This is a genomic window from Marinobacter lipolyticus, assembly GCF_018424605.1.
Lineage (GTDB): Bacteria > Pseudomonadota > Gammaproteobacteria > Pseudomonadales > Oleiphilaceae > Marinobacter > Marinobacter lipolyticus_B.
This window is the reverse complement of sequence record NZ_QTKT01000009.1, coordinates 120,631-142,364: the sequence shown is the minus strand read 5'-3', so window position 1 is coordinate 142,364 and position 21,734 is coordinate 120,631. Positions and strand designations below refer to the sequence as shown.

At 60.4% G+C, this 21,734-nt stretch carries 21 protein-coding genes; 12 read left to right on the top strand and 9 right to left on the bottom strand.

Annotated elements, in window-relative coordinates; translation table 11 throughout:
- Position 1: 1 nt before the first annotated feature.
- The 5 genes from rsxD to metG are packed head-to-tail and all read right to left on the bottom strand — an operon-like array spanning position 2 to position 6,129.
- Positions 2-1,054: an electron transport complex subunit RsxD gene (gene rsxD, locus DYI22_RS13260; RefSeq protein WP_213478572.1), complete on the bottom strand. Its 1,053-nt coding sequence runs from the start codon at positions 1,052-1,054 to the stop codon at positions 2-4.
- Between the two features lie 22 nt (positions 1,055-1,076).
- Positions 1,077-2,870: an electron transport complex subunit RsxC gene (gene rsxC / locus DYI22_RS13255; RefSeq protein ID WP_213478571.1), complete on the bottom strand. Its 1,794-nt coding sequence runs from the start codon at positions 2,868-2,870 to the stop codon at positions 1,077-1,079.
- On the bottom strand, positions 2,870-3,448 hold the full coding sequence (gene rsxB / locus DYI22_RS13250) for an electron transport complex subunit RsxB (RefSeq protein ID WP_213478570.1): 579 nt from the start codon (positions 3,446-3,448) through the stop codon (positions 2,870-2,872). Before rsxB ends, rsxC begins: the two co-directional genes overlap by 1 nt.
- 28 nt (positions 3,449-3,476) lie before the next feature.
- The gene (gene rsxA, locus DYI22_RS13245; protein WP_213478569.1) at positions 3,477-4,058 is read right to left on the bottom strand and encodes an electron transport complex subunit RsxA; all 582 of its coding nucleotides are present in this window, start codon (positions 4,056-4,058) and stop codon (positions 3,477-3,479) included.
- 37 nt (positions 4,059-4,095) lie between these two features.
- Positions 4,096-6,129, bottom strand: a complete 2,034-nt coding sequence (gene metG / locus DYI22_RS13240) for a methionine--tRNA ligase (RefSeq protein ID WP_213478568.1) — start codon at positions 6,127-6,129, stop codon at positions 4,096-4,098.
- Positions 6,130-6,318: 189 nt separating this feature from the next.
- Between metG and apbC the strand changes: the two genes are divergently transcribed.
- The 4 genes from apbC to DYI22_RS13220 all read left to right on the top strand — a co-directional run bounded on the left by apbC (position 6,319) and on the right by DYI22_RS13220 (position 10,159).
- On the top strand, positions 6,319-7,419 hold the full coding sequence (gene apbC, locus DYI22_RS13235; RefSeq protein WP_213478567.1) for an iron-sulfur cluster carrier protein ApbC: 1,101 nt from the start codon (positions 6,319-6,321) through the stop codon (positions 7,417-7,419).
- Positions 7,420-7,661: 242 nt separating this feature from the next.
- Entirely contained in the window at positions 7,662-8,228 is a 567-nt protein-coding gene (gene dcd / locus DYI22_RS13230) for a dCTP deaminase (protein ID WP_213478566.1), read from the top strand.
- The gene (locus DYI22_RS13225; protein ID WP_213478565.1) at positions 8,225-8,824 is read left to right on the top strand and encodes a YjaG family protein; all 600 of its coding nucleotides are present in this window, start codon (positions 8,225-8,227) and stop codon (positions 8,822-8,824) included. Before dcd ends, DYI22_RS13225 begins: the two co-directional genes overlap by 4 nt.
- A 66-nt stretch (positions 8,825-8,890) precedes the next feature.
- Positions 8,891-10,159: a valine--pyruvate transaminase gene (locus tag DYI22_RS13220; RefSeq protein WP_213478564.1), complete on the top strand. Its 1,269-nt coding sequence runs from the start codon at positions 8,891-8,893 to the stop codon at positions 10,157-10,159.
- On the opposite strand, the gene DYI22_RS13215 is transcribed toward DYI22_RS13220, so the two are convergent.
- The 3 genes from DYI22_RS13215 to purM form a co-directional block, all read right to left on the bottom strand.
- Positions 10,156-10,935 (bottom strand): DUF3108 domain-containing protein, encoded by a 780-nt coding sequence (locus tag DYI22_RS13215; RefSeq protein WP_213478563.1) that lies wholly within the window; start codon positions 10,933-10,935, stop codon positions 10,156-10,158. The genes DYI22_RS13220 and DYI22_RS13215 overlap by 4 nt on opposite strands.
- A gap of 78 nt (positions 10,936-11,013) precedes the next feature.
- Complete coding sequence (purN, locus tag DYI22_RS13210; RefSeq protein WP_213478562.1) at positions 11,014-11,688, bottom strand: phosphoribosylglycinamide formyltransferase; 675 nt, start codon at positions 11,686-11,688, stop codon at positions 11,014-11,016.
- The gene (gene purM / locus DYI22_RS13205) at positions 11,685-12,749 is read right to left on the bottom strand and encodes a phosphoribosylformylglycinamidine cyclo-ligase (RefSeq protein WP_213478561.1); all 1,065 of its coding nucleotides are present in this window, start codon (positions 12,747-12,749) and stop codon (positions 11,685-11,687) included. Before purM ends, purN begins: the two co-directional genes overlap by 4 nt.
- A gap of 193 nt (positions 12,750-12,942) precedes the next feature.
- Here purM and DYI22_RS13200 point away from each other — a divergent pair, with 193 nt between their 5' ends.
- From DYI22_RS13200 to DYI22_RS13180, 5 genes are all read left to right on the top strand, one after another.
- Entirely contained in the window at positions 12,943-14,226 is a 1,284-nt protein-coding gene (locus tag DYI22_RS13200; RefSeq protein ID WP_213478560.1) for a DUF2066 domain-containing protein, read from the top strand.
- Positions 14,227-14,250: 24 nt separating this feature from the next.
- Positions 14,251-14,808 (top strand): CDP-alcohol phosphatidyltransferase family protein, encoded by a 558-nt coding sequence (locus DYI22_RS13195; protein WP_213478559.1) that lies wholly within the window; start codon positions 14,251-14,253, stop codon positions 14,806-14,808.
- Complete coding sequence (gene hda, locus DYI22_RS13190) at positions 14,805-15,503, top strand: DnaA regulatory inactivator Hda (RefSeq protein ID WP_213478558.1); 699 nt, start codon at positions 14,805-14,807, stop codon at positions 15,501-15,503. The genes DYI22_RS13195 and hda overlap by 4 nt, the downstream gene beginning before the upstream one ends.
- A gap of 83 nt (positions 15,504-15,586) precedes the next feature.
- On the top strand, positions 15,587-16,384 hold the full coding sequence (locus DYI22_RS13185; protein ID WP_213478557.1) for a ParA family protein: 798 nt from the start codon (positions 15,587-15,589) through the stop codon (positions 16,382-16,384).
- 12 nt (positions 16,385-16,396) lie between these two features.
- A complete protein-coding gene (locus tag DYI22_RS13180) occupies positions 16,397-16,735 on the top strand; it encodes a YqcC family protein (protein WP_213478556.1) in 339 nt (112 codons plus the stop codon).
- A gap of 8 nt (positions 16,736-16,743) precedes the next feature.
- On the opposite strand, the gene nadC is transcribed toward DYI22_RS13180, so the two are convergent.
- Entirely contained in the window at positions 16,744-17,583 is an 840-nt protein-coding gene (gene nadC, locus DYI22_RS13175) for a carboxylating nicotinate-nucleotide diphosphorylase (RefSeq protein ID WP_213478555.1), read from the bottom strand.
- Between the two features lie 231 nt (positions 17,584-17,814).
- Here nadC and DYI22_RS13170 point away from each other — a divergent pair, with 231 nt between their 5' ends.
- The 3 genes from DYI22_RS13170 (at position 17,815) to DYI22_RS13160 (ending at position 21,653) form a co-directional block, all read left to right on the top strand.
- Positions 17,815-20,061: a DUF1631 domain-containing protein gene (locus DYI22_RS13170; protein ID WP_213478554.1), complete on the top strand. Its 2,247-nt coding sequence runs from the start codon at positions 17,815-17,817 to the stop codon at positions 20,059-20,061.
- A 75-nt stretch (positions 20,062-20,136) separates the two neighbouring features.
- A complete protein-coding gene (ampD, locus tag DYI22_RS13165) occupies positions 20,137-20,766 on the top strand; it encodes a 1,6-anhydro-N-acetylmuramyl-L-alanine amidase AmpD (protein ID WP_213478553.1) in 630 nt (209 codons plus the stop codon).
- A complete protein-coding gene (locus DYI22_RS13160; RefSeq protein ID WP_213478552.1) occupies positions 20,766-21,653 on the top strand; it encodes a histidine kinase in 888 nt (295 codons plus the stop codon). Before ampD ends, DYI22_RS13160 begins: the two co-directional genes overlap by 1 nt.
- Positions 21,654-21,734 lie beyond the last annotated feature (81 nt).

Genomic DNA, 21,734 nt, shown 5'->3' with positions numbered 1-21,734 from the left:
CTTACCCCTGTGTCCTGCCGGGAAGGCCGCGGCGGGCCTTGTGATGGCCAAAGGTGCGCGGCGGGGTGTAGTGATCAATAAAGGGGACCGCGAAATTCATCAGCAGCACACTGAATGCGACGGCATCCGGGTAATTACCCCATGCGCGGATGACGTAGACCAGAACACCGATACCGGCGCCATAGATCAGCTTGCCCTGATGGCTGGTCCCGGCGGATACCGGGTCAGTGGCAATGAAAAATGCGCCCAGCATGGTGCCACCGGCGAGCAGGTGGAGGCTCAGGGGGGCATGCTGGTCCGGGTTGCTGCCAAAGGCCAGGCTCATCAGCGCGATGCCGGCCAGCATGCTCACCGGTATGTGCCAGGTGATGATCTTCAGTGCCAGCAACACCACGCCACCGAGAAGAAACGCGGCGTTGACCCATTCCCAGCCGCGGGCCACGCCGGCGCCGAAGGTGGGGTGTTGCAGGACTTCGGTGGCGGTGTGGCTGGCAATTTTGTGTTTGTATTCATCCAGTGGCGTGGCCATGGTGTAGGCGTCAACAGCCGTTTGCTGGCCGGAGGCGATGATGCTGAGTGTCTCACTGAAGCCGGGGGCGGATTGCCACAGCATGCCGGCTTCCGCCCAGTTGGTGGTCATAGCCACCGGGAAGGAAATCAGCACCAGGGCGTAGCCGACCATGGCCGGGTTGAACGGATTGGAGCCCAGCCCACCGTATAGTTGCTTGGCCATCACGATAGCTGACAGCACCGCAATGGCCGAGACCCAGAAGGGGACAAACTGGGGTAAGGATAGCCCCAGCAGCAAACCAGTCACGGCGGCGGTGTTGTCCTTCAGGAAAAACGCCAGCGGCTTCTTGCGCAGCGCCAGCATGGCGGCTTCCGCCCCGAGGGCGACAAGCATGCACCAGAGCACGTTGATCAGGTTACCCCAGCCAAAGAACAGGGTTTGCATGAGCAGCCCCGGCAGGGCTGCCAGAATCACCCAGAGCATGACCCGGGACGTTGGCCGGGCGTGACGCGCGTGGGGAGAGGACTGCTGTGCTAATGCCATGTGAAGGTGGCCCTGATGTCCATTAATCGGTGGATTGGGTTGCGGAGGAGGCAGCCGCATTGGCGTCCGCCAGCGCTTTCTCGGCTCGCGTCACCCGGTCGTGATTCTTTGCAACCGCCCGCTCCAGTTTCTCAACGTTATCGGCCTGTTGCGCTCTGGCGTCTTCCAGCATCGACTGCATGGTCTCCAGTTTGGATTTTGCCTGGGCCAGCTGCTTTTCCAGTTCGGCCTTATCCGGAGCCTCGGCGGCCGCTTCTGTTGTCTTCGCTTTCTTGCGGGCGAGGGCTTCCTGCACCAGCGCGGCTTTTGCAGCACGCTCGTCCTGGGCTCCGGTTTCCGCGGCGGCCTGTTCGGCCTCCGCCTGCTTCCGCGCCTGAGCCTCAGCGGCCGCTTTGGCCCGTTCCTGGCGGCGCAGCTCCTTCTCCTGTTGTTCCCGGTCCAGCCTGGCCTGGCGGGCCTCGAAGCGTTCACGAGCCCGATCCGCCTTGAGCTGTTCGGCCTGCTGTACACGAATTTCGCCTTTCGCAAACCGGTAATACTGAACCAGGGGGATCGAGCTGGGGCAGACATAGGAGCAGGCGCCGCATTCGATGCAATCGAACAGATTCAGGTGTTCGGCCTTTTCAAATTCGCCAGCCTTCGAATACCAGAACAACTGTTGCGGCAGCAGCTCCATTGGGCAGGCCTCTGCGCACATGCCACAACGAATACAGGCCTGCTCCGGCGCGGGGTCCGGCAACTCCTGGGCGCTGGCGGCAATCACGCAGTTGCTGGTTTTCACCACCGGTACCTCGGCCGTGTTCAGGGTGTAACCCATCATGGGGCCGCCGAGCACCAGGCGGTGCAGGCGGGGTTCCTGAAGGGTGGCCGCAGCGAGCAGATCCGTCACCGGAGTGCCGATCAGGGAGTCGAGATTACCGGGCTCGGCGACCGCTTCCCCGGTTATGGTCACGACCCGACTGATCAGCGGTTCGCCCCTGAGAATGGCGCGGCCGACAGCAATGGCGGTACCCACGTTCTGACACATGACGCCAATATCCGCCGGAATGCCCCCGCTGGGCACTTCCATGCCGGTCAGAACGTGGATCAACTGTTTTTCCCCGCCAGAGGGGTACTTGGTCGGTATGACCGCCACTTCAATCTGGGTGCCATCGGTGGCTTTGACCATGGCCGCGACCGCTTCGGGCTTGTTGTCTTCGATGGCCACCACGCAGCGTTCCGGGCGTAGTAGCCAGGCCATGATCTTCAGGCCGTCAACGATTTCATCGGCCCGCTCGCGCATGCTCATGTCATCGGCGGTGATGTAGGGCTCGCACTCCGCGCCGTTGAGAATCAGCGTGCTGACTTTGCGGTCTTTCGGCGGGCGCAGCTTGATGTCGGTGGGAAAACCGGCCCCGCCCATCCCGGAAATACCGGCATTGCGGATGGCATCGAGAACCGCTGCCCGTTCGTGGTTGCGGTAATCCGGTGTCGGCGTACGCTCGCCCCAGCGGTCGTCGCCGTCCGGAATAAGGATCACGCACCAGTCTTCCATTCCGGAAGGGTGCGGCACCGGCAGGCGCGCAATGTTTTCAACCGTACCGGAGGTCGGTGCGTGTACCGGCACCCCCATGCCATCGACGACATCGGCAATTTTCTCGCCTTTCAGGACATGCTGTCCGGGCTCGACGATGGCCTCGGCGGGCACGCCGATGTGCTGTTGCAGTGGCAGAATCAGCCGTTCCGGCATCGGCGCATTACGGATCGCCCGGGTGGTGGACTGATGTTTGTTTTCCGCGGGGTGAATGCCACCGGCAAAATCCCATAGCTGTGTCATCAGGCGCTGGCCCCCTGCCGGTCAGTGGCAATGATCCCGCTCGGCGGCGGGCTCCAGGTCCAGGTACGGATGTCAGGCTCAATGGTAATCATGTCGATGCAGTCGACCGGGCAGGGCTCTACGCAGAGATCGCATCCGGTGCACTCGCTTTCTATCACGGTGTGCATGTGTTTTGCCGACCCCAGAATGGCATCCACCGGGCAGGCCTGGATGCACTTGGTGCAGCCAATGCACTCGTCTTCGCGGATCACCGCCACCCGTTTTTCCTGCTCAACGCCATGTTCGGCATCCAGCGGTTCCGGCTCCACATCGAGCAGGTCTGCAAGCGCCTTTATGGTCCCCTCGCCCCCCGGTGGACACTTGTTGATGGGGCCGCCATCGGCAATGGATTCCGCGTAGGGGCGGCAGCCGGGGTACCCGCACTGCCCGCACTGGGTCTGGGGCAGCAGCGAATCGATCTGTTCAACCAGGGGATTCCCCTCCACCCTGAAGCGCTCGGCAGCGAAGCCAAGCAGGCCACCGAACACCACCGCCAGCGCCAGCAGCACAACAACCGCGATAACAATGCTTGTCCACATAAACCGTTACTCCAGAACCTTCACCGGGTTACACGCCTACCAGGCCGGTAAAGCCCAGAAACGCCAGTGACATCAGCCCGGCGGTCACCATGCCGATGGCGGCACCGCGAAAGGCTACGGGTACATCGGCCACGGCAATGCGCTCGCGCAGGGCGGCGAACAGCACCAGCACCAGGGAAAATCCGGCAGCCGCGCCAAAGCCGTACAACACCGATTCCACGAAGTTGTTGTTCTTGTTGAGGTTAAGCAGGGCGACGCCAAGCACCGCGCAGTTGGTGGTGATCAACGGCAGGAAAATGCCGAGAACGCGATACAGCAGCGGGCTGGTCTTGCGTACCACCATTTCAGTGAACTGGACCACCACCGCAATCACCAGAATGAAGGTGATGGTTTTCAGGAACGCCAGGTCCAGCGGCTCCAGCAGATAGGTGTACGCCAGATAACTGCACACCGACGCCAGCGTCAGTACAAAGGTAGTGGCCAGAGACATGCCCATGGCGGTCTCCAGTTTGCCGGACACGCCCATGAAAGGGCACAGCCCGAGAAACTGAACCAGCACAAAGTTGTTCACCAGAATGGTGCTGACCAGAATCAGCAAATACTCGGTCATTGGCCTTGCTCCGTTACACTCTGATTGCGCAGGCGCCTTACATGATCCGCATGCCCGGCGCAGCGCCGGAATCCGGTGACAGGATAAAGATCTCCTTGCCGCCCGGCCCGGCTGCCAGAACCATGCCCTCAGACATGCCGAATTTCATCTTTCGTGGCTTGAGGTTGGCCACCATCACCGTCAGCCGGCCTTCGAGATCTTCCGGTTTGTAAGCGGATTTGATGCCGGCGAACACGTTGCGCTCGCCATGGCCGATATCGAGCGTCAGCCGCAACAGTTTGTCCGCGCCCTCAACGTGTTCGGCTTTGACGATTTTGGCCACCCGCAGATCCACCTTGGCGAAATCGCCGAACTCAATCTCCTCAGCCACCGGCTCCAGGTTGGCCGCCTCGGCCGGCTTTCCGGTCGCTGCGGGCAGCTCTTCTTTCGAGGCATCCAGCATCTTCTCGATCTGCGCCATGTCGACCCGGTTCATCAATGGCTTGAACTTGTTGATGCCGTGGTTCTCCAGGCGTTCACCGCGGTTGTTCCAATCCAGACGGGCGTTCAGGAAGGCCTCGGCCGCCTTTGCGGTTTCCGGCAGCACGGGCGCCAGGTACGTCATCAGCAGGTGGAACATGTTGAGGGCGTTGGTGCAGATGGCCTGCAGTTTATCGTCCTGCCCGTCCTGCTTGGCAATGACCCAGGGCTGTTCGTCGTTCACGTACTGGTTGGCAATGTCGGCCAGTTCCATGATCCGGCGCATGGCGCGGCCGAACTCACGGGCTTCGAAGAATTCCTCGAGCTGCTGACCGGCATCAATAAACTCTTTCAGCTTGTCATGCTCGGTGATCTGCCCCAGTTGCCCGTCAAATCGCTTGGTAATGAACCCGGCGCTGCGGCTGGCTATGTTGACCACCTTGCCCACGAGATCGGAATTCACCCGTGCGGCAAAATCCTCCAGGTTCAGGTCCATGTCATCGACGCCACCGGTCAGCTTGGCTGCAAAGTAGTAGCGCAGGTATTCCGGGTTCAGATGGTCCAGGTAGGTCCGGGCCATGATGAAGGTTCCCCGGGACTTGGACATCTTCTTGCCGTTGACCGTCACAAAGCCATGGGCCCATACGGCCGTCGGCGTGCGGAAACCGGCATCGTGCAGCATGGAGGGCCAGAACAGCGCGTGGAAATTGATGATGTCCTTGCCGATGAAGTGGTACACCTCGGCTGTGGAGTCCGCCTTCCAGAAGTGCTCAAAGTCGATGTTTTCCCGCACGCACAGGTTCTTGAAGCTGGCGAGGTAGCCGATGGGTGCGTCCAGCCAGACGTAGAAATACTTGCCCGGGGCGTCCGGAATCTCAAAGCCGAAGTAGGGCGCATCGCGGCTGATGTCCCACTCCTGCAGGCCCGCGTCGAGCCACTCCGCCAGCTTGTTGGCCACCTGCGTCTGTAACGCGCCACTGCGGGTCCACTTGGCCAGGAAATCGGCGAAGTCCGGCAGCTTGAAGAAATAGTGCTCGGATTCCTTCTCAACCGGCGTGGCCCCGGACACGGCAGACCTTGGATTGATCAACTCAGCCGGTGTATACGTGGCGCCACAGGCCTCGCAGTTATCGCCGTACTGGTCTTCGGTCTTGCACTTGGGGCAGGTGCCCTTGATGAACCGGTCCGCCAGGAACATGTTCTTCTCGGGATCGAAAAACTGGGTAATCTTGCGCGTCGCAATGTGCCCGTTTTCCTGAAGCTGACGGTAGATGTACTCCGAGAACTGACGATTCTCCTCGGAGTGTGTGGTGTAGTAGTTGTCAAAGCGGATATGGAAACCGCTGAAATCCTCCTGATGCTCCTCGCGGATGCGATCAATCAGCTGCTCGGAGGTAATGCCTTCGCGCTCGGCGCGGAGCATAATAGCCGTTCCGTGGGCATCATCGGCGCAAACGTAGTAGCAGTTCTGGCCGCGCATTTTCTGATAACGCACCCAGATGTCGGTCTGAATGTATTCCAGCAGGTGGCCCAGATGGATCGGCCCGTTGGCGTAGGGCAGGGCGCTGGTCACCAGAATATCGCGCTGTTGCTTTGAACTCGCTTGCGTCATGTTGGTATCCGAACCTTCAATGAATAAGGATTTGGCGTTAATCAGGTCCACAGAGCCTGCCGTTGATCCGGGTAAAGACTCCGTATGGTCAGAAACGGGCACAGATGATACCTTCCGGCCAGACTTTTTTCATCCGAAACACCTGTTTCCGTGCTCATAATCGAGCATTAGCTTATTCCGGAGAATCCGATGACACAGATTTCAGAGCAGGCGCTGCAAATGGCGGTTCGCGAGTATCGTGACCCCTACCTCAACAAGGATCTCTACGAGCTGGGCGCGGTTAAATCCCTGAGTTCGGACGACAATGGCAAAGTAACCCTGATGGTGGAGTTGCCGTATCCCTCGAAAGGCATAGCGGGTGCCCTGAAACAGCTGGTCAGCAACGCCCTGGAAAATGTGGATGGGGTCGAAGACGTCGCCGTCCACGTGGGTCAGAAGATCCATTCCTACAAAGTGCAGAAAGACCTGCCCTCCGTGCCCGGCGTGAAAAACATCATTGCCGTCGCCTCCGGCAAGGGCGGCGTCGGTAAATCCACCACCGCCGTGAACCTCGCCCTGGCCCTGCAGGCCGAAGGCGCAAGAGTGGGCATCCTCGACGCCGATATATACGGCCCCAACATCGGCATGATGCTCGGTGTACCCGAAGGGAAACGCCCGGATACCCGTGAAAACAAATACTTCGTACCCATGGACGCCCACGGCCTGCAGGCCAACTCCATGGCCTTCGTGGTCACCGAGAAAACCCCCATGGTCTGGCGCGGCCCCATGGTCAGCGGCGCGGTGATGCAGTTGCTGCAACAGACCCTGTGGAACGAACTGGATTACCTCATCGTCGACATGCCCCCCGGCACCGGCGATATCCAGCTTACCCTGGCCCAGAAAGTGCCCGTTACCGGCGCGGTAATCGTCACCACGCCCCAGGACATCGCCCTGCTGGACGGCAAGAAAGGCATCGAAATGTTCCGCAAGGTCGACATCCCGGTGCTGGGTGTGGTCGAGAACATGAGCGTGCACATCTGCAGCAACTGCGGCCACGAAGAACCACTCTTCGGCCACGGTGGCGGCGAACGCATTGCGGAAGAATACGACACCACACTGCTGGGCCAGTTGCCCCTGCACATGACCATCCGCGAACAGACCGACGGCGGCACGCCTTCCGTTGTGGCTGAACCAGACTCCGAAGTGGCACGCCGCTACCGGGATATTGCCCGAAAAGTCGGGGCTGAGCTGTCAACCAGAGAGCGCAACCTGAGTGGTTCCATATCCAGCGTATCCGTAACCGAGCACTAGATTTTTATAGTCCGGATCACTCGCTCAGAAGTTCGATCGAGGGGGCGGGAAGGGCGGACCAAAAATCTCGGAGGCCATGGACGGCCGGAGAGAAGCGCACATGGACGTGCTCGTAGCGGTTTTTGGGCCGCCCTTCCTGCACCCGAAGCCCCCAAGTTCGGGAGATGGAAGGGCTTCGACAGACCCCCGACGAACAGGTAAACTACGCCTCAATTTTTCCCAGTGAAAACGAGACTTCACCCATGAGCATCAAATCCGATAAGTGGATTCGCCGGATGTCCCAGGAACACGGCATGATCGAGCCATTCGAGGCCGGCCAGGTCCGTGAAACCGAAAAGGGCCGCGTAATCTCCTATGGCACCTCCAGCTACGGCTACGACGTACGCTGTAGCAACGAATTCAAGATCTTTACCAACGTTCACTCAGCCACCGTCGACCCCAAGAACTTCGACGAAAACAGCTTCGTGAACTACACCGGCGACGTCTGCATTATCCCGCCGAACTCCTTTGCGCTGGCCCGCACCGTGGAATATTTCCGCATTCCCCGCAGCGTGCTCACCATCTGCCTGGGCAAATCCACCTACGCCCGTTGCGGCATCATAGTCAATGTCACGCCGCTGGAGCCGGAGTGGGAAGGCCAGGTTACGCTGGAGTTCTCCAACACCACCAATCTGCCGGCGAAAATCTACGCCAACGAAGGCGTGGCCCAGATGCTGTTCTTCGAATCCGACGAAATCTGCGAAACCAGCTACAAAGACCGGGGCGGCAAATACCTCGGCCAGACCGGTGTCACGTTGCCGAAAACATGAACGCCAACCAGTTCCTCAAGGCAGTCTCTCAACTCCAGGGCTGGCGGGAATGCGCCTTCCTGCTGGCGCTGGCTGAACGCTCGTTTCCCAACTATGCGTTGTTTGCGGAGGCCGTTGAGCTGAAAACCGGCGCCAAAATGCGCCAGCTCCTCGATCTGGCCTGGGACATGCTGCAAAAAGATGCTTCTGAGGCGGCCATACCGCAACTTCTCGCCAAACTGGAGACGTTGTCACCGGATGTGAACGCCTACGACGCCTACGGTGTCTACCCCGCATTCGATTTCTGTCAGCTGCTCGAGCAGGCGTTATTGAACCGCCTGAACCCCGGCAAGCACCGGGCCACCGATGCCGCCCGTATGGCTACGGCCACTGTTATGAATTTTGTTGAGATGTCGGAAGGTGAAGACCTCGACGAAGACGAGCTGGTCCGATTGTTGGAGCAGCACCCGCTGATGAAAGAAGACAAGGCATTTCAGCGGGATCTCGTGCTTGAGCTGAAGCGTCAGCGCACACCCACCAGTCAGTTTGTCGAGCGCCTGCGCCAGCGGGCAGTGAACGACGGCGTGAGTAACCTGGGGGTCTCCCTCGGAGACTGAGCCGGCGGTTGCGGTGGCACTGGCCTACACTCATATCTGTAATCCTCTGTTGAATTGGTAAGGTTCATGAAGCTTTCAGCGTTTGGCCGGAAATTCACCGCCGATGCCGGTATCACTTCCTTGATGGATGATCTGGGCAACGCGCTGGCCGCGGGCGACGACATGATCATGATGGGCGGCGGCAATCCCGGGCACATTCCGGAGGTCCAGCAGCGGGTGCGTGAGATCCTGACGGACATTACCGGGAATCCGGCGGATATGCGCCGGCTGGTGGGGGTCTATGATCCGCCGCAGGGCGAAAAGCAATTCATTGCATCCCTGGCGGACCTGCTGAACCGAGAGTATGGCTGGGGTCTGAAGCCCGAGAACATTGCCCTGACCAACGGCAGTCAGGCCGCCTTTTTCATGCTGTTCAACATGTTTGCCGGCGACTACGGCGACGGGCATCGCAAGCACATACTGCTGCCGCTGGCGCCGGAATACATCGGTTACGCCGACGCCGGTATCGAACAGGACCTGTTCCGCGCGGTGCAGCCGGATATATCCTTCACCGACGCCCACGAATTCAAGTACCGGGTGGACTTCGACGCGGTCGAAGTCACCGGTGAGACCGGTGCCATCTGCGTTTCGCGCCCGACCAACCCCACCGGGAACGTCATCACCGATGACGAGCTGGCAAGGCTCGAACAACTGGCCCGTCAGCACGACGTGCCGCTGATCGTTGACGGTGCTTACGGTACCCCGTTTCCCAGCCTGCTGTTCGTGGAGGCAACACCAACCTGGAACGAGCAGATTATCCTGTGCCTGAGCCTCTCGAAGCTGGGCCTGCCGGCGGCACGAACCGGTATCGTGATCGCCGCCGAACCGGTGATCAAGGCGTTATCCGGGATCAACGCCATCATGAATCTGGCGACCGGCAGTTTCGGCGCGATGATCGCTGAGCCACTGGTGAGGTCGGGAGAAATCCTGTCGCTAAGTCGTGATGTAGTGTGCCCGTTTTATCGGACCAAGATGGAGAAGGCCGTTGCGGTGTTCCGGGAGGCCATGGGTGAGGACAGTTGCCACTGGTACGTCCACAAGCCCGAAGGCGCCATGTTTCTGTGGTTATGGTTTCCCGACCTGCCGATCACCAGCCTGGAGTTGTACCAGCGCCTGAAGGCCCGCGGTGTGCTGGTGGTGTCCGGTCACTACTTCTTTCCGGGGTTGCCGGAGGATGGCTGGCAGCACCGTCACGAGTGTCTCCGAGTGACTTACTCCCAGGACGACGAGCGGGTGGCGGAAGGTTTGCGCATCATCGCAGACGAAGTCAAAGCGGTCTGGGCTGAGGCAGGTTAGCGGCGAATTTCCGCGTCGTTGATGAGGATTTCATAGCGACTGCCGTCGGGTTCCACCTGTAGCAGCCGTACCAGTACATACTCCTGGTCCGGGGCGAACCACATCAGCGTCTGTCGCTTGCTGTCATCGTCCCGTACCTTTTCCGCTTTGAGCGCCTCCACCGGCCCGTGGTTGGTATTGAGCGTTTCTTTATCAATCACCGCGAACCGGTCGGTATCGTAGTCACCCTTGTCGATCACCCGATATTCCATTTGCCGCTTGCCCGCGCGTATGTCCTGGTGCAACTGGAGCTGGTAGCCCATCGGGTCCAGCGCGCCGGCTTCCAGTTCCAGAGAGAAGCGTTCGCCTTCATGATGGCCACTCGCCACGCCGGTTTCCCAGTCAAAGTCGATGGTTTCTTCGCGATTGCGAATCAGGAAGCCCGACAGGCGATAACGGTATTTCAGTGGCACCACCCGATTGTCGACCCAGCGAAGGGTCAGGGATTCGTCAATGTCGGCAATAAAGGAGTCGACCTTGGTGCGGTAGATCCACGTACCGTCGTCGCGTTCTTCCAGGGTGCGGGTCGCGCTGCCGTTGAGGGAGATGCCCTTGTCCATTGCGGCGGTGTAGCTGACTTTGAGGGGGAGCAGGGGCGGGGTCTGGCTTTCCGCTGCTGAGGGGAGGGTTTCGGGCTGCGGCGATTTGGCATCCGGCTCCTGCGCAGCAACGTTGGCCGCCAGCGTAACCCCTGCAAGGATTGCAATGGCATATCGACGTATAACGGTTGCGGGCATAAAGGCGCTCCTGTTGCGCGAGGCTACATGATGAGCACAGTGTAGCTCGCGCCGCGAGACCGGAGGATGACAATCTGTTTAATGAGTAACGCGCTCGTCAGGCAGCCGCATCGGCTTGCGCAGCAGTTCTCCGTCGAACAGAACGTAATCGCTGCCGAGCTGGATACGACCCTCGCAGAACCAGCGTACAACGATCGGGTACAGCAGGTGTTCCTTGAGTTGAACCTTCTGCGCCAGAGACTCCGCAGTGTCGTCCGGATCTACCGTAACCTCGGCCTGGGCAATCACCGGGCCGCCGTCCAGCTCTTCGGTGACAAAATGCACGGATACGCCATGAACCTCGTCGCCCGCTTCCAGCGCCCGCTGGTGGGTGTTGAGGCCAGTGTAGCGCGGCAGCAGGGAAGGGTGGATGTTAAGCAAAGAGCCACGCAGCGCACGCACAAAATCAGTGGTAAGAATTCGCATGAAGCCCGCCAGTACCACCAGGTCCGGATTGTGTCGACGAATTTCGGCCATCAGGGCGCCGTCGAATTCTTCCCGGGAGTCGTATTTCTTGTGGTCGACAACGAAGGTATCGATGTTGGCCTGCGCCGCCCGCTCCAGAGCGAACGCGCCGGGGCGGTTGCAGCCCACGGCAACCACCTGGCCGGGAAAATCACGTTCGCGGCTGGCGTCGATCAACGCCTGCAGGTTGGTGCCGTTCCCGGAGGCGAGAATCAGGATACGGGGGAGCGGAGCCGGATCTGCATTCATTCTGAGAGCAGCCCCGGTGCGTAACGCACCACCGGTTTCGCCGCGGCGTCGTCGCTGCTTTCGATCACGCCCACCTGCCAGGCGTTCTCGCCCATCGCCCTGAGCGTATCGAGGGCAAGGTCCTTCTGATTGGCCGGCACGCAAATCACCATGCCCATGCCGCAGTTGAAGGTGCGGTACATCTCCTCAATGGCAACGCCGCCGGCGTTTTGCAGCCACTGGAATACCGCTGGCAGTGTCCAGCTGTTGGTGTCGATGGCCGCCACGGTGCCGTCCGGCAGCACCCGGGGAATGTTCTCCGGAAGCCCGCCGCCGGTAATGTGCGACAGGGCCCGCACGTCCACTTCGCGGATCAGTTGCAGCAGGTTCTTCACGTAAATGCGGGTGGGAGCCATCAACGCATCCGCAAGGGTGGCATCGCCCATCGGCTGGCTTAGATCGGCATCACTGACCTCAAGGATCTTGCGAATCAGCGAGTAACCATTGGAGTGGGGGCCGGATGAGCCCAGCGCCAGCAGCACATCTCCGGATTGAACCCGGCTGCCGTCAATGATTTCGCTACGTTCGGCCACGCCAACACAGAAACCGGCGAGGTCGTAATCGTCGCCCTCATACATGCCCGGCATTTCCGCCGTTTCGCCCCCGACCAGTGCGCAGCCGGCCTGTTCGCAGCCTTCACCAATGCCGGAAACCACCTGGGTTGCTACGTCCACGTTCAGCTTGCCGGTGGCGTAGTAATCGAGGAAGAATAATGGTTCCGCACCGCCAACCACCAGGTCATTGACGCACATGGCCACCAGGTCGATCCCGATGGAGTCGTGCTTGCCCAGCTGCATGGCCAGGCGTAACTTGGTGCCCACGCCGTCGGTACCGGATACCAGAACCGGCTCGCGGTAGCCGGCGGGAATGGCGACCATTGCGCCGAAACCGCCGAGCCCTCCGAGCACTTCGGGACGACGGGTGCGAGCCGCGGTGTCCTTGATGCGGTTAACGAGTTCGTTTCCGGCGTCAATATCAACGCCTGCGTCCCGGTAGGTGAGGGAGGGCTTCTGTTCGCTCATGGTGTGCTTAACCGTTTGGCCAGTGGGTCAGGCGGCGGATTTTAACAGGTGAGAGGTGGCGCTCCAAATTGATTTTCCGAAATCCCCGTTAGCTACTCACGCCTTGGGCCTTGGTGTATCCTATGCGCCATTCAGGCGAATTGCAGGGTGTTTCATGTCATTATCAGGACGAATCTCGACACAGGCGGCGCAAATGATCCGACGGCTGGTGCTCGTCAGCGCTGTTCTGCTGGCGGCGGTAGCGGCCCCCGCAAGCGCGGTGACGGTGACCGGGCTTTACTCCGTGGAGGTCCCCGTTCGCGGATCCAGTCCGGCAGAGCTGAGCCAGGGCTACTCCGATGGGCTGGCGAAAGTGTTTGTCCGGGTATCCGGAAGCCGTGATGTCCTTAATAATGAGGGCGTGAGGGCGCTGCTTGGTGATGCTGAAACCCTGTTGCAGTCCTATCAGGTACTGCGCAGCAACAGCGGGGACCTGCTGCGAATGACCTTCGGAGCGGTCGGCGTGAACAACGCCCTGGCGTCGGTAAACGCACCGGTGTGGGGCGCCAACCGGCCATTGACCCTGGCGTGGGTGGCGGTGGAGGAGCGTGGCTCCCGCACTTTGCTGACCCGTTCGGGGTCCACAGACCAGACCGGTGGTGGCAGTGATACCCGCTGGTCGCGGGCGTTCAGTCAGGCAGCGCTGGATCGCGGGCTGCCGATTACCCTGCCGCCGGAAACGATGGCCAGCGACCGGGAATTGCTCTCCGACATCTGGGGGCAGTTTACCTCCCGCGTTAAATCGTCCTCGGAAGACATCGGCCATGATGTGATGGCGCTCGTTCGGGTCAGCCGCTCCGGTGGGCAGTGGCGCGCTGGCTGGATCTTCGACGGTATGGGAATGGACGAAGGCGAACAGTCCGTGACGGCCGACACTGAGCAACAACTGGCCGAAGAGGTCATTGGGCTGTGGGCCGAGGCTTTCGCCAGCCGCTATGCGGTAGCCGCCGGCGATGTCGATGAGTTGCCAAAAGTGGATATTGTGATCAGTGGTGTGGCGACGCTGAAGGATTACGGCAACATCGTGGATGTACTGGACGACCTCACGCCAGTTCAGGACGTTAACGCCTCTCGTGTGGCCGGTGACCAGCTGACTTTGCGGGTGGCGTTCTCCGGTGAGCTGGAACAGCTGCGGGAGTACATTGCACTGGACACCCGATTTGTTCCTTTATCGGAGAGTGAGCGCCGAAACGCCGGCGGCGACCCCGGCAGCAACACTGACAACACGGCTGGTGAGGCGTCCCGGCCTGCCGAAGCGGCTGCAGGGCCCGGCGAGCCAGAAGCCGAGCCGGTAGACCCTTTGTCAGACCCGCTGTTTGCCTATCAACCACTGCTTGCCGATGCCGAAGAGGCAGAGGAAGCATTTGAATCCCTCTATGAGATTCTTCATTATCGCTGGCAGCCGGCGTCGGTAATCGGTTCGGATGCCGGGGAGTAAGCCAGCGGCAGAAGGAGCCTGCGAATGACGCAACAGTGGCGATGGATACCCAATGCCCTGACGTTCTTGCGTATTCTGCTCATCGTGCCGTTTGCGGCGGCGCTGCTGGCGGCGCAGTACCGGCTGGCCCTGATTATTTTTTTTGTGGCTGCGGCCACCGACGCCTTCGACGGTTTTCTGGCCCGGCATTTCAACTGGAAGTCGCGCCTGGGGGCCATTGCGGATCCGCTGGCGGACAAGGCGCTGCTGATTACCGCCTACCTGATGCTTACGCTCAACGGCGTGCTGCCAATATGGCTGTTCGCGCTGGTCCTTGGCAGAGATTTACTGATTGTGGTCGGTGGTATGGCCTTTCACTACGGCGTGGGTCGGTTTGAAATGGAACCCAGCCTGCCCGGCAAGCTCAATACGCTGGTACAGATCCTGGTGGTGCTCGCGATTATTATCCTGCTCGCCGGGCTCCCGATGCAGCCCTGGGTCCGTGATGTTGGCATCATACTGGTGACGGCATCGGCGATCTTCAGCGGTGGCCACTATCTGGTGGTGTGGAGCGCAAGGGCGTGGAGGGCGAAACGACAGTGAGTGCCTCTCAGATGGTCCTCGGGGTGAAACTGCGGGACGATGCGCGGTTCGACAATTTTCACGGTGACCGCAACGCCGATGCGGCCGCTCGCCTGAGGTCCATCTGCAGTGCCAGTGGGGGCATTCCCGTTGTGGTGGTATGTGGAGATGCCGACACCGGCAAAAGCCATCTGCTGCAGGCGGCTTGTCACTTCACCGAAAGTCGCGGTCAGGGTGCGGTCTGTGTCAGCATCGAAGAGCTGTTGCCGTTTGGGCCAGAAGCATTGGCGGGCCTTGAACATCAGGCATTGATCTGCCTTGATGATGTCGACCTCGTTGCCGGCCGGAAAGAGTGGGAAGAGGCGATTTTCCACCTTTACAATCGGGTGCTCGACAACGGCAACCTGCTGATCGTCAGCCTGTCGGATGTGCCGGCGGCGTCGGCTCTGGTACTCGCCGATCTGGTGTCCCGGTTGTCCCATGGCCTGTTGCTGCAGTTGGGTATCTATCGTGACGACGATCGCCTGAGAATTCTCATGGCGCGGGCCGAACAGCGTGGTCTGGTGATGGGGGACGAGGTGGCCGGTTTTATCCTGCGTCGGGCGCCAAGAAAACTCGGTGAGCTACTGGCAATTCTCGACCGGCTCGATGAAAATTCTCTGCAGGCGCAGCGTCGTCTGACCATACCATTTGTCAAATCGGTCATGGGCTGGTAATCGCCCGGGAACCTAAGAATAACATCGGAACGTCCGGGAGGCTGGCTATGCCAGTCACTGCCGGTAGCATGTCAGGGGGAGTAATGAGACGAGTCGTATTCAATCAGAAAGGTGGTGTGGGGAAGTCCAGCATTACCTGCAATCTGGCGGCAATCAGTGCAGCCAGGGGTAAACGCACGCTGGTGGTGGATCTCGATCCCCAGGGCAATTCCACTCACTACCTGCTGGGCAAGCCGGCCAGTGAGTTGCGGGATACGGTCGCGGACATGCTGGAGCAGACGGTGGCGTTTACCGTTTTCAATCGCCGGCCGGACGAATTTGTCCATGCCTCCCCGTTCGACAACCTGTTTGTCATGCCGTCCAGTCCCGAACTGGATTTCCTCGAGCGCAAGCTGGAGGCAAAGCATAAGATCTATAAATTGAGAGAGGCCCTGAAGAAGCTGGGGGAAACCTTCGATGCGATCTATATCGACACCGCGCCGGCGCTGAACTTTTACACCCGTTCAGCCCTGATCGCGGCCCAGCGGTGCCTGATTCCTTTCGATTGTGACGACTTCTCGCGCCAGGCTCTCTACAATATTCTCAATGAGATCCGTGACTTGCAGGAAGATCATAATGAGGATCTGGTGGTCGAAGGCATTGTTGCCAACCAGTTCCAGCCGCGGGCGAGCCTGCCCAAGCAGCTCGTTCGTGAGTTGATGGAAGAGGGGTTGCCGGTACTTCCGGTGCGTTTGTCGAGTTCCGTCAAAATGAAAGAATCCCACCAGAGCCGGCAGCCATTGATTCATATGGCGCCAAAACATGCACTGACCAGGCAGTACGAAGACCTGTTCCGGGTACTTCACGGTGAAACCGTGGAGCTGGAACCGCTCGCCGACTGACCAAGGACCACTATGGCCACGTCACCCGATCGGATCAGTGAGGTTGCCGACAGCCTGCTGAAGATAGAACTCGAGCTTCGTCAGTTGGGCGCCTGGGAGAGTGAATCGCCACCCGAGGAGGCGTTTCGCAGTCCCCAGCCGTTCTGCATCGATACCCTGGAGTTTACCCAGTGGCTGCAGTTTGTGTTCGTTGCGCGGATGAAAGTGCTGGTGGAAAGCGATCATCCGCTCCCTCAGGTGTCCGGCATGGCGCCCATGGCGGAAGAACACTTTCGCGGGCGGCCGGAATCCGGTGCGGGCCTGATTAGGGCGCTGGAAGAGATGGACCGGCTACTTTCCGGTCGTTCCTGACGGTGCCTTCAGTCCAGTCGCATTGACAGATCGATGGCCCTGACGTCCTTGGTCAGGGCGCCAATGGAAATGAAATCCACCCCGGTCTCAGCGATGGGAATCAGGGTCTGCGCGTTGATGCCGCCGGACGCTTCCAGTTTTGCTTTTCCCTTGGCCGTGGCGACCGCGCGCTCCATGTCGGCCAGTGGGAATTCGTCAAGCATGATGATGTCAGCACCTGCTGCCAGCGCCTGTTCAAGCTCATCAAGGTTTTCCGTTTCCACTTCCACCGGCCTGTGCGGAGCGATGCGCCGGGCCTCGTTCACGGCTGCGGCGATAGAGCCGCACGCGGCGATGTGATTCTCCTTGATAAGAAACGCGTCCCAGAGACCGATGCGGTGGTTGAAACAGCCCCCGCAGGTGACTGCGTATTTCTGCGCCAGACGCAACCCGGGGAGGGTTTTGCGGGTGTCCAGCAGGCGCACGCCGGTGTGGGCCACCTGCGAGGCGTAGTCTGCACAGACGGTAGCGGTGCCTGACAACGTCTGCAGCCAGTTCAGTGCCGCCCGCTCCGCAGTGAGCAGGCTGCGGGCAGGCCCTTCAAAGCGGAACAGCACGCTGTCTGCGTCCACTCGGTCACCGTCCTGTGCCAGCCAGGTCAGCGTTACCGCCGGATCCACCTGGCGGAATACCTCCTCAACCCATTGGCGGCCTGCCAATACCGCAGCCTCACGGGTGATCACCTGGCCACTGCCTGTCCGCTCCTGGGGGATCAGCCGCGCGGTAATGTCACCATCTCCTACATCTTCACGCAGGCTTTGGGCAACGGTTTCAACGCGGGATTGACGAAGCAGTTCGGCTGGGATCATGGCGGCGGTCCGGTTTTCGGTGTGAGTCAGTGGGGGCTGATGGCCCGAGGCGTGATTCTATAGGCAGCGATCGAATTGAACAAACGGGATCGGATGGACTGCTAGAATGTGAACTGGGTCCCCTGATCACAAAAGGTGACAAATTCTGACACAAGGTGACGCTGGCAAAGCCTAAGATATTAAGTAGAAATTTCCCCCCGATCTTGACCAGTTGACCTCCGGAGCAGCCTCATGGCGCAGGATAACAAGGTAGTCAGTTTTGCAACCCAGAAAACCGGAGGCGGCTTCGCATTACCCCATGCCCTGGTGAGGCTGCGTGACGTTTCTGGTCAGTCACTCAAGACGGTGCTTGCCGGGTTTTTCGACCGGGCTGACGACGCGTTGTTCGAGCTGGCAGACAAAGCCCGGTCCAATCAGGACCAGACTGCCTATTTCGACGCCATGAGGGAACTCCGGTTGCGCCGCAAGGCGATGACGGTGTCGATGCTGCAATATGTGAGTCGTGCTTTCAATGACATCGGGAAGTTCAATCCCGCCAACGCAGGCGGCAGTCTCGATGAGGTTGACCAGGACTCGCTGACGCTGCTTGACCATTCCGAGCTGGAGCAGAAGGTCGCTATTGAAAACCTGGTCAACAAGTTGCGGAATCAGCACGGTGAGGCGATCCGGTTACTGAACGCCCGCGTGGCGCACCTGTTGCCGCACATGGCGTTGTCAGATGGCCAGATGCCGCTCAGCCCGGAAGTGATCTGCGGGGGCGTTGGCGAAGCCTGCGCTGATCTCGACATCGACATTCGCGCCAAACTGGTGGTTCTCAAGCTTTTTGATCGACTGCTGGGGGACAAACTCAGCCAGCTTTATCAGGAAGCCAACACGACACTGATTGCCGAAGGGGTGCTTCCGGACATGAAGCGGCCTCCCGTTGGTGGCCACCCGCCCGCATCATCACGTCGCGGCGCCGTCGCACCGCCGTCGTCTTCCGTCCCGGGCCAGTCACCACCGCTGGCCCCCGGTGCCGGCGCGACAGGGCCGGTAACTGGCGAGTCGTCCGGGGTGACGTTCTCTGAACTGAGCGCGTTGTTACATCAGGGCCGAGGCGCGGGCGACGGTGGCACCGGCGCCGGCGGTCACGCTGTCCTCAACACCACTACTCTGTTGAACCGCCTGAACGAGGCGCAAGCACTCCCGTCAGAATGGAGCGAAGGGCGGGTGCCGCCGCTGAGCGAGCAGCTTGTGCCGGTTCTGCGAGGGGAGGATGGCAACGCCTACACCGTGGGCCAGGTGGACAGTGATGTCATTAACCTGGTGTCGATGCTGTTTGATTTCATTCTGGAGGATCGTCAGCTTCACCCGGTCATGAAGGCGATGATCGGTCGACTGCAGATCCCGGTTCTGAAAGTCGCCCTTAGCGACAAGAATTTTTTCAACCGCGGTGGTCACCCGGTTCGCAAATTGCTGAACGAGCTGGCCATGTCGGCGATTGGCTGGAGCGAGAAGAAGGCCGGTCAGCGTGACCCGCTGCGGGAAAAGATCGAGTCGGTGGTGGATCGGGTGCTCAACGAGTTCACCAACAATGTCGAATTGTTCGAGGAACTGCTCAGCGATTTCAGTCATTTCATGGATCTGGACCGCCGCCGTCGGGAACTGGTCGAGCAACGTCTGCGCGACGCCGAAGAGGGGCGGGCAAGGCAGGAGCGGGCGGCAGCATCTGCCAGCGAGCTAATAAGTGAATCGACCGCCGGGCATGAGTTGCCTGAGCCGTTGCAGGGCCTGTTGTCCGAGGCCTGGAGCAAGTTCCTGCAGTGGACGGTGCTGCGGGAAGGGGAGGACAGCCAGGCGTGGGCGCGGGCCGGTGAGCTGACCCGCAAACTGGTGTGGAGCGTCGATCCGCGGCCGGTCACCGAATCCACCCGCACGGAGTTGTTGCGGGCCATTCCCTCGATTGTTGACGACCTGCGCCATGCCCTGCAGGAGATTTCCTGGGATCCTTTTGCCACCGACACACTGATCCGCGATCTTGAGCTGGTTCACGTTGATGTATTCCAGCGGCTGGTCACCTCTCCGGCTGCACCGGAGCCAGAACCGACGCCCGAGCCGCAGCAACTGGAACAGGAGGCGTTTGTCCCCGCAGAGCCCGCGCCTCCGGTCGAGGAGCCGGTTGCCGTGAAAGCCTCCAATGACGACGCGTCCAGTGTGGATCCGTCGTGGCTCGAGAAAGCGGATCGGTTGCGGGTTGGTTCGTGGATTGAGCTGAGCCGCGAAGGCACCCGCACTCGCTGTAAACTGGCTGCCTTCATCAAGGCCACCGGCAAGTACATTTTCGTCAACCGCAGTGGTGCCAAGGTTGCAGAGTACCAGCGCGACCAGTTAGCCGCTGCAATGGCGGAGGATGAGATTACGCTGCTGGATGACGGGCTGATCTTTGATCGGGCGCTGGAATCCATCATCGATAATCTGCGCAGCAGCCGCAAAGACTGAACGGGCGTGGCAACCCGTTCGGCTTTGTGATTCAATCAGGCCGTTACTCACAGCTACGAACTTGCTGGAATTACCGTGCCTGACTCGATTCAATCCCAAAGCCCGGCCCCTTGCACCAGTGCATCCATTGACCGTCTGCGCCGAAGCGGGCGGGTGTCCTGGGCCCGCTGGTGTCCGTCGCCAAACTTTGGGCCGCGCCCTGAAAATGCCGACATTTCCCTGTTGGTGGTCCATAACATAAGCCTGCCGCCGGGGCAGTTCGGTGGTGACGCCATTGAGCGCTTCTTCTGCAATTCCCTCGATGCCTGCGAACACCCTTATTTCGAGACCATTGCCGGAATGAAGGTGTCGGCCCACGCACTGGTTCGCCGGGACGGCACCGTGGTCCAGTTTGTCAGCTTCCTCGACCGCGCCTGGCATGCCGGCAGATCCTGCTTCCAGGGCGAAGACGAGTGCAATGACTTTTCCATTGGCATCGAACTGGAAGGCGCTGACGACATTCCCTATACCCCGGAGCAATATCAGAGCCTGGCCGCGTTGTCCGCCCTCGCGATGAGCGCATGGCCGAGGATCACCCGTGACCGGATTACCGGGCATTGTGATATCGCCCCCGGCAGAAAGACCGATCCCGGGCCGGCATTCGACTGGGCACATTATCACCAGCAATTGCTCGCGCTTGGCGCCGATGCCGGGGAGCCCGGGTAATGGTGTTGGTGACCTTCCTGCTGGCCTGGCTGGTGCGCCGTCGGCTGGACCTGGTGGGTGCTCTGCCCGGTGACGACCTGTGGCGGGCCTGGTTTCACGCAGGGCGTAAAGCAGCCGCGGGTCAGGAGGCCGAAGTATGGCGCGGCCTGCTGCGAGTGGTGCTGCCATCGGTGTTGCTTGTGGGGCTGGTATGGACGGCGCAGCAGACAGGCTGGCGACTGGCGCTTTATCCGCTGGAGTTCGGATTGCTACTTTTGCTGATGGGCGCGCCCGGCTGGAAATCCCAGCTACAGGCCTACGGTGAGGCGTGGAGCCGGGGCGATATGCAGGGCGCGTGGCATCACATCCAGGATTCGCTGCCGGCGGCAGAGCGCGGTCAGGCGCTCTCTCCGGATGAAATGCACTTGTCCCTCTGCAGAAAACTGATGGCCACCCTGTTCGAGCGCTTCTTCCTCGTGGCCTTCTGGTATGCAGTGGGGGGCATCGGGCTGGCACTGTTGGCCCGCGGCCTGGTTGCCTTGCAGGAGCAGTGGCCACAGGCTGCTGCCCGCCCCCGCTTTGCGCGGATGGCCGCTTTGGCCGCCTGGATACCGGTGCGTTTGCTGGCGTTCACCTTTGGCCTGGCTGGCGACCTGGCCGGCTGGCTCAGGGAGGCCCGGAGTGGGCTGCTTGCCCCGCATCTGAGTCCCGCGGACGTCTTGATGACGGCCGCCAACGGTGCGCTGACCGGCTACGCACTGGACCCTGCCGGTTTTTCCCGGGTGCACCCGGAGGAGTGGGGGCAATTCGGCAGTAAAAGCCTGCTTGCGATCCGGGATCTGCTGAACCGGAGCATGCTGGTGTGGGTGTGCGGAATGGCGCTGCTGGTGATCGCAGGGGTCATCTGAGGCAGGTATGGCAACAAATATTACAGATAAACACCAAAATGCCCTCAAGTTTTTAGTACTTTAGGCGACAATATAGAAAAG